Raw genomic sequence first — 10,954 nt, forward strand, 5'->3', positions numbered from 1 at the left:
TACGGCGACGAGACGGTCCTGCAGGTGCAGGAGGTGGACGACCCCGAGCCCGGTGAGGGCGAGGTCGTCGTCCGCGTCATCACGGCCGGCACGAACCCGGGTGAGGTCGGCATCCGCACGGGCGCGCTCGCGTCGATGTTCCCGGCGACGTTCCCGGAGGGGCAGGGCAGCGACCTCGCGGGCCGCATCGTCGCGGTCGGCGCCGGGGTCACCCACGTGGCGATCGGGCAGTCGGTGATCGGCTTCTCGGACGGCCGCAACGCGCACGCCGAGCTGGCCCTCCTGCCGGCCGCACGGGTGGTGCCGAAGCCCGACACGCTCGACTGGGACGTCGCCGCGACGCTGTACGTGGCGGGCACGACCGCGCTGGCGCTGCTGCAGGAGGTGCCGATCGGTCCGGACGACACGGTCGTCGTCGCGGGCGCGGCGGGCGGCGTCGGCGTGTTCCTCACCCAGCTCGCGGTCGGCACCGGTGCGACGGTGATCGCGATCGCCGGTGCGGCGAACCACGACTGGCTGCGCGCCCACGGCGCCGAGCCGGTCGCCTACGGCGAGGGACTGGAGGAGCGCCTCCGGTCGGCCGCCCCCGACGGCGTCACCGCGTTCTTCGACCTGTTCGGCGACGGCTACGCGGACATCGCGCTGGCGATCGGCGTACCCGCGGACCGCGTGGCGACGGTCGCGGACTTCGGCGCGGGCGAGCGCCTCGGCGTGACGGTCACCGGCATGTCGGCGCTGCACGACCCCGCCGGCGGCATCCGGCAGCTCGCCGCGATCGCGTCGCAGGGCGGCTTCGAGGTCCCGATCAAGGCCCGCTTCCCCCTCGAGCAGGTGCAGGAGGCGTACCGCGAGGTCTCCCGCAGCAGCGGCCTCGGCAAGGTGGTCCTCCGAATCGCCCAGCCCTGACCGAGCGCCACCCCCGTCGTCACAGGGGTGCGCGCGCCCGATACAGTCCCCGGGTGCCAGCGGACCGGTCGTTCTACATCACCACGCCGATCTTCTATCCCTCCGACGTGCCCCACATCGGGCACGGGTACACGGAGGTCGCCGCGGACGTGCTGTCGCGCTGGCATCGCCAGGCCGGTGACGACACGTGGTTCCTGACCGGCACGGACGAGCACGGGCAGAAGATGCTCCGCACCGCGACGGCGAACGACATGGGCCCGCGGGAGTGGGCGGACAAGCTCGTCCGCGACGCGTGGATCCCGCTGCTCGAGACCCTCGACATCGCGAACGACGACTTCATCCGCACCACCCAGCCGCGCCACGAGCAGGGCGTCGCCGCGTTCATCCAGCGGCTCTACGACACCGGCTTCATCGAGGCGGGCGACTACGAGGGCTTCTACTGCGTCGGCTGCGAGGAGTACAAGCAGACCTCCGAGCTGATGACCGGCACCGGCAAGTACGAGGGGGAGCTCGTCTGCGCGATCCACTCGATCCCCGTCGAGCTGCTGAAGGAGCGCAACTACTTCTTCCGGATGAGCCGCTTCACCGACCGGCTGCTCGCGCTCTACGAGGAGCGCCCCGACTTCGTGCAGCCGGAGAGCGCCCGCAACGAGGTCGTGCAGTTCGTCAAGCAGGGCCTCGACGACCTGTCGATCTCCCGCTCGACGTTCGACTGGGGCGTCCCGGTACCGTGGGACCCGAAGCACGTCGTCTACGTCTGGTTCGACGCGCTGCTGAACTACGTGACCGCGGTCGGCTTCGACGGCGACGAGGCGACGCTGGGCCGCCGCTGGCCGGCCACGCACCTGGTCGGCAAGGACATCCTCCGGTTCCACGCCGTCATCTGGCCGGCGATGCTGCTGGCGGCGGGGCTGGAGGTGCCGAGGCAGGTCTTCGCGCACGGCTGGCTGCTCGTCGGCGGCGAGAAGATGTCGAAGTCGAAGCTCACCGGCATCGCCCCGAACCAGATCACGGACGTGTTCGGCTCCGACGCGTTCCGCTACTACTTCCTCCGCGCGATCCCGTTCGGGCAGGACGGCTCGTTCTCCTGGGAGGACCTGTCCGCGCGCTACCAGGCCGAGCTCGCGAACGGCTTCGGCAACCTCGCCTCGCGGGTGATCGCGATGATCACGCGGTACCGCGACGGCGTGGTGCCGGAGGCGGGTGCGGCGTCCGAGCGGGATCTGGGCATCCAGGAGACCGTGCGCCGTGCGGCCGCGGAGGCGGACCTCGCGATCGAGCGGATGGCGCCGCACGAGGCGGTCGCGGCGATCTGGACGATCGTGGAGGAGCTGAACGGCTACATCACGCTCGAGGAGCCGTGGAAGCTGGCGAAGGACGCCGAGCAGGCGCCCCGACTCGACTCCGTGCTGGCGACGGCGGCCGAGGGGCTGCGCGCGCTCGCCGTGCTGCTGTCCCCGGTGATCCCGAAGGCGACGGGCGTCCTGTGGTCCGCGCTCGGTGCCGAGGCGGCCCTCGGCGTGCTGGCCGACCAGCGCCTCCGCGCCGCCGGTGACTGGGCCCAGCTGCCCGCCGGTACCCGCGTCACGGTGCTCGAGCCCCTCTTCCCGCGCATCGACCCCGAGCTGCTGAATGCGTGAGGTCGATTTCATCTTTACGGAGTTCTGGGGGCCGCTTCGCGCCGCCCAGAACTCCGTAAAGATGAAATCAGAGGGCCCGCGTGGCTGACCGGGCGTACCCGCCGCTGCCGGAGGCGCTCAGGGTGCCGGTCTACGACGACCACACCCACATCGACCCGTTCTCAGGACCGGGCTGGTTCGGCGACGAGGGTCAGCAGCTCGACTGGCGCGTGCAGCTCGACCGTGCCTCCGTCGCCGGAGTCAAGGGTGTGGTGCAGGTCGGCACCGATGTCGAGTCGAGCCGCTGGTCCGCCGAGCACGCGGCGATCGACCCGCGCATGCTCGCGGCGGTGGCGATCCATCCGAACGACGCCGCGGTGCTGGAGGCGCAGGGCGGGCTCGACGACGCGATCGCCGTCATCGACGAGCTCGCCGCGCAACCGCGGGTGCGGGCGGTGGGGGAGACCGGCCTCGACTTCTTCCGGACGCCCGCCGAGGACGGTCGCGCCGCCCAGGTCCGCTCCTTCGAGGCGCACCTCGACATCGCGAAGCGGCACGGTCTCGCGCTGCAGATCCACGACCGCGACGCCCACGTCGAGGTCGTCGACACCCTGCTGCGGGTCGGCGCTCCCGACCGCACGGTGTTCCACTGCTTCTCCGGCGATGCGGGGCTCGCGCACCTCGCTGCCGGCCACGGCTGGTACCTCTCCTTCGCCGGCACGGTCACGTTCAAGAACGCGGAGCCGCTGCGGGAGGCGCTGCGGGTCACGCCGCGCAGCCGGATCCTCGTCGAGACGGACGCGCCGTGGCTCGCACCGGCGCCGGTCCGCGGCCGACCGAACGCGCCCTACCTGATCCCCCATACGCTGCGGTTCATGGCCCAGGTGCTCGAGACCGACCCGTCCATGCTCGCCGCCCAGATCGCGAGCAACACGGAGGCGGTCTACGGCAGCTGGACCGACGACGCCCCCGAGCGGTGGGGCCGCTGATGCGCCGCCGCCGGGTGATCGTCTCGCTCGTCCTGGGCGCGCTGCTCGTCGTGCTCCAGCTCGTGCTCTCGCGGACCAGCGTGCCGACCGCGCTGCTGACGGGACTCATCGCGTCGGTGGTCGCGTACCTGGTGCTGCTGGTGTCGGACCGCTACTCCCGCAGGTAACGTCCGCGAAGCAGCTCCCGGATCCGCGACCTCACCAGCGGGAGTGGATCGCCCCGCGGAAGAACTCGTCGTAGATCGCGTGCACGCCGGCGTCGAACGCGGCGCTCAGGGTCGGCACGCGGGCTGCGGCGGCGTTCGACTCGGCCTGCGCGACCGAGCGGGCGCCGGGGATCACCGTCGTCACGCCCGGCAGCTGCGCGACCCACGCGATCGCGGCCTGGGCGGGCGTCACCCCCGCCGGCGCTTCCGCGGCGACGAGCGCGGAGAACCGGCGCGCTGCCGCCACGCCCGCGTCGTAGTCGACGCCCGAGAACGTCTCGCCCTGGTCGAACGCCTCCCCGTGCCGGTTGAAGCTGCGGTGGTCGCTCGCAGCGAACTCGGTGTGCTCGTCGTACTTCCCGGACAGCAGGCCGGAGGCGAGCGGCACGCGGGCGAGGACACCGACGCCGGCTGCTGCCGCGGCGGGCAGGACCTCGTCGAGCGGCTTCAGCCGGAACGCGTTCAGGACGATCTGCACGCTCGCCACGTTCGGCCGGGCGATCGCGGTCAGCGCCTGCGCGGTCTCCTCGACCGACACGCCGTAGGCGGCGATCGCGCCCTCCTCCACGAGCGTCTCGAGCGCGTCGTAGACGGCGTCGTCCTCGAACACGGCCGTGGGCGGGCAGTGCAGCTGCACGAGGTCGAGCGTCTCCTGGCCGAGGTTCCTCCGCGAGCGGTCGGTCCAGACGCGGAAGTTCGCGAGCACGTAATTCGCAGGGACCTGCGCCTCGCGACGGCCCATCTTCGTCACGACCGCGACGCCCGCACCGGCGTTGTCCGCCAGCCAGCCCCCGATGACGCGCTCGCTGCGACCGTCGCCGTACACGTCGGCGGTGTCGAACAGCGTGACGCCGGCGGCGGCGGAGGCGTCGAGCACCGCCCGGGCATCACCCTCCGGCACGTCGCCCCAGTCGCCGCCGAGCTGCCAGGTGCCGAGGCCGACCGCGGAGACGGTGCGGCCGGTCCGGCCGAGGGTGCGGGAGGGGAGGGAGGCGACGTCGACCATGCGTGCATCCTCCCGGTGATCGCTGCACGGTCGGCTGAGCGGATCGCGCCGTGAACGGCCGCCGAACGCCGGCGGAACAAGGCGACTGCGCATCTGGTGCACGCGCAGGACGTGGCGGAGGGTGGGCGACATGCGACCCCGCGCACTGCTCGCCCCGCTCGTCGTCCTCACCGCCGTCGTCCTCGCGGCGCCCGCCGTCGCCGCGCCCGACCGGCACCCGTCGCCGAAGCCGATCGCGCTCCAGTACCTCGGCGAGACGGAGCTCGCGAACGGCCTGCAGTTCGCCGGTACCACGGTCGGCGGGCTGTCCGGCATCAGCTGGGACGCGCGCACCGGTCGCTACCTGATCATCAGCGACGACCGCTCCGCGATCGACCCCGCCCGCTTCTACTCGGCCGCGATCAGCGCGAAGCCGGGGTCGGTCTCGGTGCGCCTGACCGCCACCCATCCCCTCCTGCAGCCGGACGGGACGGCGTTCCCGCCCACCTCCGCGGACGGCGCGGTCGTCGCACCGGATCCGGAGGGGATCGCCGTGGACCCGCGGCACACCGGCTTCGCCTGGTCGAGCGAGGGGGAGCGGGTGGTCAGCCCGCTGACGCTCGGCGACCCCGCAGTCCGCCTCGCGACCGCGTCGGGCCGGGCGACCCGCGTGCTGCCGCTCGCGCCCCAGCTGCACATGAACGTCGCCGAGGTCGGGCCCCGCCGCAACCAGACGCTCGAGGGGCTGTCCTACACGCCGGACGGGACGCAGCTGTGGGCGGCGATGGAGGATCCGCTGTACCAGGACGGCGTCGACCCCGACCCGGCCAGCGGCGCCCGCACGCGCATCACGGACATCGACGCGGCGACCGGCCTCCCCGTCGCGCAGTACGCCTACCCGCTGTCGAAGCTGTTCGAGGCCGGTCCTGCGGGATCGACCAACGGCGTGAGCGACATCGCCGCCCTCGGCGGCAGTCGCTTCCTCGTGATCGAGCGGGCGTTCACGACCCGGTCGAAGATCCGCATCTTCGAGGCGGACGCGGCGCGGGCGACCGACGTGCTCGGCCGCGACGCGCTCGGCAGCGCGCCGGTGACGTCGATGCGGAAGCGGCTCGTCGTCGATCTCGACGACGTCGAGGGGCTCCCGCGGATCGACAACGTCGAGGGGATCACGCTCGGCCCGCGCCTGCCGAACGGGAAGCGCCTGATCGTGCTGGTCTCGGACGACAACTTCAGCGCGACCCAGGTGACGCAGTTCATCGCGTTCGCCGCCTCCGGGCTCTGAGGAGGGGAATCGTCCTAGCCTGCTCGGATGAGCAAGGACGCCTCCCTCCGCGATGCGCTTCGGGTGCCGACAGGTCCGATCAGCACGGCCGGCTTCGACGCGGGAGGCAGGCCGCTCGCGCCGAGCGCGAAGAAGATGGCCCAGCACCTCGAGGAGATGGCGGACCTGCAGGAGCGCTTCTGGGCCGAGTCCACCGGCGGCGGCGGGCGCAGCGTGCTGCTGGTCCTGCAGGGCATGGACACGGCCGGCAAAGGCGGCGTGGTCACGCATGCGGTCGGCGTCTTCGGGCCGATCGGCATCGAGTACACGGCGTTCAAGAAGCCGACGAAGGAGGAGCTCGAGCACGACTTCCTCTGGCGCATCCGCAAACGCCTCCCGCGCCCGGGGATGATCGGCGTCTTCGACCGCAGCCACTACGAGGACGTGCTCGTGGTGCGGGTGCACGGCCTCGTCCCGCAGGCGGAGTGGGAGGCCCGGTACGACGCCATCAACGCGTTCGAGCAGGAGCTCACCGACGGCGGCACGACGGTGCTGAAGGTGTTCCTCAACGTCTCCTACGACACGCAGCGCGAACGGCTGCTGCGCCGGCTCGACGAGCCCGAGAAGCACTGGAAGTTCAACGAGGGCGACATCCTCGAGCGCGCCAGGTGGGACGACTACCAGGCCGCCTACGGCTCGGTGCTGGAGCGCTGCAGCACCGATGCCGCGCCCTGGTACGTCGTCCCCGCCGACCACAAGACGTACCGGAACTGGGCCGTCGCGGAGCTGCTGCGCGAGACGTTGACCGAGCTCGATCCGCACTACCCCCAGCCGGACCTGGATGTCGCATCCCTCCGCGAGCGCCTGGCGCCGCCGCATTGAGCACCCAGGAGGTGGAGGAGGGCGCCGCGTAGTTTGTGGGAGACGTCGACGAAGTCGGAAGGACGTGTGACATGGAGTACCGGTTCCTCGGGAACAGCGGATTCAAGATCTCGGAGCTCACCTACGGCAACTGGGTGACGGCAGCGAGCCAGGTCGAGAACGAGCGCGCGATCGCGAGCGTGCACGCCGCGCTCGACGCAGGCATCTCGACGTTCGACACCGCGGACGTGTACGCGAACACCGGCGCGGAGACCGTGCTCGGTGAGGCGCTGAAGGGCACCCGCCGCCAGTCGATCGAGATCTTCACGAAGGTCTTCGGCCCGACCGGTCCCAAGGGGCACAACGACCTCGGGCTGTCGCGCAAGCACATCCTCGAGTCGATCGACGGCTCCCTCCAACGGCTCGGCACCGACTACGTCGACCTCTACCAGGCGCACCGGTTCGACCACTTCACGCCGCTGGAGGAGACGTTCCAGGCGTTCGCCGACATCGTCCGGCAGGGCAAGGTCCTCTACATCGGCGTCTCGGAGTGGACCGCCGAGCAGCTCCGCGCCGGCGCCGCGCTCGCGAAGGACCTCGGCGTGCAGCTGATCTCGAACCAGCCCGAGTACTCGGCGCTCTGGCGCGTGATCGAGGGCGAGGTCGTGCCGACGTCGAAGGAGCTCGGCATCTCGCAGGTCGTCTGGTCGCCGATCGCGCAGGGCGTCCTCACCGGCAAGTACCTCCCCGGCGGGCAGCTGCCGGAGGGGAGCCGCGCGACCGACGAGAAGGGCGGCGCGGGCTTCATCAAGCGCTGGCTCCAGGACGACGTGCTCCAGCGCGTGCAGGACCTGAAGCCGATCGCCGCCGAGCTGGACCTCTCGCTCGCGCAGCTCGCCGTGGCCTGGGTGCTCCAGAACGAGAACGTCGCGACGGCCATCATCGGCGCCTCCCGCCCCGAGCAGGTCACCGAGAACGCGAAGGCCGCCGGCGTGACGATCCCGGCCGAGCTGCTGACCCGCATCGACGAGGTGCTGGGCGACGCGATCGAGCGCGACACCTCGATCACCGCGACCCGCTCCCCGGCGCAGCGCGAGGCCTGAGCCCACCCGATTCCGTTTTGAAGGAGTTCCTGCGCCCGAGGCGCGGAAACTCCTTCAAAACGGAATTCGTCGCGCCTCTACACTCGCGGCCGTGGCGAACATCTTCGACGTCGCGAAGGCGGCGGGGGTGTCCCATCAGACGGTCTCGCGGGTGCTGAACGGGGATCCGACCGTCCGGCCCGCCATGCGGGAGCGGATCGACGACGCCATCGCCCGCCTCGATTACCGGCCGAGCGCGGCCGCCCGCGCGCTCGCGCGCCGTCGGACGCGCACGATCGGGCTGGTCGTGGTCGGCATGCCGTACTACGGCCCCGCCAGCATCGCCAACGGCTTCAACGCGGCCGCGCGGGAGAGCGGCTGGGATGTCGCCATCGCCGCGACCGACGACGGCGCGGACGACGCCGACGTGCGGCAGGCGGGGGAGACCCTGCTCGCGCAGGATCCCCGCGCGGTCGTCGTCGTCGCACCCGGTCCGGCGGTCGGGGCGGCGCTCGCCGGACTCGCCGCCCGCGTGCCCGTCGTGACGACCGTCGACGTCGTGCCCGGCGCGGCCGGTGCGGTCACCGTCGACGACGAGCGGGGCGCCGCGCTCGCGGTCGAGCACCTCGCTGCCCTCGGCCATCGCGAGGTGCTGCACATCGCGGGCCCCGAGGAGTGGACGGAGGCGGACCAGCGCATCGAAGGATGGCGCGCTGCATCGCTCCGCCTCGGACTCGGGACGCCGGAGGTGCTGCGCGGCGACTGGAGCTCGGCCGCCGGCTATCGGATCGGGCGGGCGATCGCGCAGGATGCCGTACCGACCGCCGTGTTCTCCGCGAACGACCAGATGGCGCTCGGCCTGCTCGCCGCGTTCCGCGACACGGGCGTGCGAGTGCCGGCGGATGTGAGCGTCGTCGGCTTCGACGACGTCCCCGAAGCCGCGTTCTTCGCGCCACCGCTGACGACGCTGCGGCAGGACTTCGCGGCGCTCGGCCGCGGGTTGATGGCCCGCGTCGACGACCTGCTCGCCGGCCGCGCCCCGGCGGACGCCGCGCCGCAGCTCCCGCAGCTGATCGTCCGCGCCTCCACCGCCCCGCCGCGCTGAACCGTCGTCGCGCCACCCCGCCGGTCGGTCGAGGCTCGCTGCGCGGATCCTGGGGCTCCCGACGCGCGCATCTCGACCAGCGGGTCGACTCCAGATACTGTGAGCGCTCACTCTCGCGCGGCCGTGAACAGTGCCGCGCTCACGCATCGAGGAGGTTCCGTGGCGTTCGGCCCTGAGCTCGAGCAGGCGATCGCGCGCGTGCGGCAGGACGTCGCCGCGCTGCACGCCGAGCTCGCCCGCTCCGGCCTCGTCGTGTGGACCGGGGGCAACGTCTCCGGGCGCGTGCCGGGCGCCGACCTGTTCGTGATCAAGCCGTCCGGGGTCGGCTACGACGAGCTGACGCCCGAGAGCATGATCCTCTGCGACCTCGACGGGACCGTCGTCGGCGGCACGTCCGGCAGCGAGCGCAGCCCGTCGAGCGACACCGCGGCGCACGCCTACGTCTACCGCGAGCTTCCCGAGGTCGGCGGCGTCGTGCACACGCACTCGACGTACGCCGTCGCCTGGGCGGCACGCGGCGAGCAGATCCCCTGCGTGATCACGGCGATGGCCGACGAGTTCGGCGGCCCGATCCCGGTCGGCCCGTTCGCGGTCATCGGCGACGACTCCATCGGCCGTGCGATCGTCGAGACGCTGACCGGCCATCGCAGCCGCGCGGTGCTGATGCGCAACCACGGCCCCTTCACGATCGGCCGGGACGCCCGCGACGCGGTCAAGGCGGCCGTGATGCTCGAGGACGTCGCCCGCACCGTGCACATCTCCCGCCAGCTCGGCGACCCCGTCCCCATCCCGCAGGAGGCGATCGACCGCCTCTTCGACCGCTACCAGCACGTCTACGGGCAGTCCACGGACACCCGGTTCGAGAAGACCCCGGAGTAGAACCGCATGCCCACGCTCGACACCACCCTCGGCTCCTACCGGGTCCTCTTCCTCACCGGCAGCCAGCACCTCTACGGCCCCGAGACGCTCGCGCAGGTCGCGGACCAGTCGCGCGCCATCGCGGAGGAGCTCGCTGCAGGCGTGCCCGTGCGCGTCGAGTGGCAGCCGGTCCTGACCGACGCCGAGTCGATCCGGCGCGCGATGCTCGACACGAACAGCGATGACTCCGTCATCGGCGTCATCGCCTGGATGCACACGTTCAGCCCCGCCAAGATGTGGATCGGCGGCCTGACGGCGCTGCAGAAGCCGCTCCTGCACCTCCACACGCAGGCGAACGTCGCGCTGCCGTGGTCGGAGATCGACTTCGACTTCATGAACCTGAACCAGGCCGCGCACGGCGACCGCGAGTTCGGCTACATCGAGTCGCGGCTGGGCGTGCCGCGCACGACGGTCGTCGGGCACGTCTCCGACCCTGCGGTGCGCGCGAAGGTGGAGTCCTGGCAGCGCGCTGCCGCCGGTCGCGCCGCCGCCCGCACGCTGAAGCTCGCGCGCTTCGGCGACAACATGCGGTTCGTCGCCGTGACCGAGGGCGACAAGACCGAGGCGGAGATCCGCTTCGGCATCCAGGTCAACACGTGGGGCGTGAACGAGCTCGCGGAGCGGGTGGAGCAGGTCGCGGAGGCGGACGTCGACGCGCTCGTCGCCGAGTACGACCGGCTCTACGACGTCGTGCCCGAGCTGCAGTCGGACGGGGCGCGGCGGCAGTCCCTCCGCGACGGCGCCGCGATCGAGCTGGGGCTGCGCGCGTTCTTGGAGGAGGGCGGCTTCGGCGCCTTCACGACCAACTTCGAGGACCTCGGTACGCTGCAGCAGCTGCCGGGCCTCGCGGTGCAGCGGCTGATGGCCGAGGGCTACGGCTTCGGTGCGGAGGGCGACTGGAAGACGGCCGCGCTCGTGCGCATCGCGAACGTGATGGGCTCCGGCCTGCCGGGCGGCGCGAGTCTGATGGAGGACTACACCTACGACCTCACCCCGGGCGCCGAGGTCATCCTCGGCGC

At 72.1% G+C, this 10,954-nt stretch carries 11 protein-coding genes; 10 read left to right on the plus strand and 1 reads right to left on the minus strand.

Features of this window, described 5'->3' with window-relative positions; translation table 11 throughout:
* From ACFE67_RS03035 to ACFE67_RS03050, 4 genes are all read left to right on the plus strand, one after another.
* A partial coding sequence (locus ACFE67_RS03035; RefSeq protein ID WP_375405399.1) for an NADP-dependent oxidoreductase occupies positions 1 to 906 on the plus strand: 906 nt, incomplete at its 5' end.
* Between the two features lie 53 nt (positions 907 to 959).
* On the plus strand, positions 960 to 2,546 hold the full coding sequence (gene metG, locus ACFE67_RS03040) for a methionine--tRNA ligase (RefSeq protein ID WP_375405400.1): 1,587 nt from the start codon (positions 960 to 962) through the stop codon (positions 2,544 to 2,546).
* Between the two features lie 80 nt (positions 2,547 to 2,626).
* Positions 2,627 to 3,514: a TatD family hydrolase gene (locus ACFE67_RS03045; RefSeq protein WP_375405401.1), complete on the plus strand. Its 888-nt coding sequence runs from the start codon at positions 2,627 to 2,629 to the stop codon at positions 3,512 to 3,514.
* Positions 3,514 to 3,681 (plus strand): hypothetical protein, encoded by a 168-nt coding sequence (locus tag ACFE67_RS03050; protein ID WP_375405402.1) that lies wholly within the window; start codon positions 3,514 to 3,516, stop codon positions 3,679 to 3,681. Before ACFE67_RS03045 ends, ACFE67_RS03050 begins: the two co-directional genes overlap by 1 nt.
* A 31-nt stretch (positions 3,682 to 3,712) precedes the next feature.
* Here the strand turns inward: ACFE67_RS03050 and ACFE67_RS03055 are convergent, their stop codons facing one another.
* Complete coding sequence (locus tag ACFE67_RS03055; protein WP_375405403.1) at positions 3,713 to 4,726, minus strand: aldo/keto reductase; 1,014 nt, start codon at positions 4,724 to 4,726, stop codon at positions 3,713 to 3,715.
* Positions 4,727 to 4,856: 130 nt separating this feature from the next.
* Between ACFE67_RS03055 and ACFE67_RS03060 the strand changes: the two genes are divergently transcribed.
* The 6 genes from ACFE67_RS03060 to ACFE67_RS03085 form a co-directional block, all read left to right on the plus strand.
* Entirely contained in the window at positions 4,857 to 5,990 is a 1,134-nt protein-coding gene (locus tag ACFE67_RS03060) for an esterase-like activity of phytase family protein (RefSeq protein WP_375405404.1), read from the plus strand.
* Between the two features lie 27 nt (positions 5,991 to 6,017).
* Positions 6,018 to 6,851 carry a PPK2 family polyphosphate kinase gene (locus ACFE67_RS03065; RefSeq protein WP_375405405.1) on the plus strand — a complete coding sequence of 278 codons (834 nt, stop codon included), beginning with the start codon at positions 6,018 to 6,020 and terminating at the stop codon, positions 6,849 to 6,851.
* A 71-nt stretch (positions 6,852 to 6,922) separates the two neighbouring features.
* Positions 6,923 to 7,933, plus strand: coding sequence for an aldo/keto reductase family protein (locus tag ACFE67_RS03070; RefSeq protein ID WP_375405406.1), 1,011 nt, complete (start codon positions 6,923 to 6,925; stop codon positions 7,931 to 7,933).
* Positions 7,934 to 8,024: 91 nt separating this feature from the next.
* The gene (locus tag ACFE67_RS03075) at positions 8,025 to 9,017 is read left to right on the plus strand and encodes a substrate-binding domain-containing protein (protein WP_375405407.1); all 993 of its coding nucleotides are present in this window, start codon (positions 8,025 to 8,027) and stop codon (positions 9,015 to 9,017) included.
* 159 nt (positions 9,018 to 9,176) lie between these two features.
* Positions 9,177 to 9,896, plus strand: coding sequence for an L-ribulose-5-phosphate 4-epimerase (locus ACFE67_RS03080; protein ID WP_375405408.1), 720 nt, complete (start codon positions 9,177 to 9,179; stop codon positions 9,894 to 9,896).
* Positions 9,897 to 9,902: 6 nt separating this feature from the next.
* The coding region (locus ACFE67_RS03085; RefSeq protein WP_375405409.1) for an L-arabinose isomerase at positions 9,903 to 10,954 on the plus strand (1,052 nt) is incomplete at its 3' end.

The organism is uncultured Amnibacterium sp., from assembly GCF_964244015.1.
In the GTDB taxonomy this organism is placed as follows: Bacteria; Actinomycetota; Actinomycetes; order Actinomycetales; family Microbacteriaceae; genus Amnibacterium.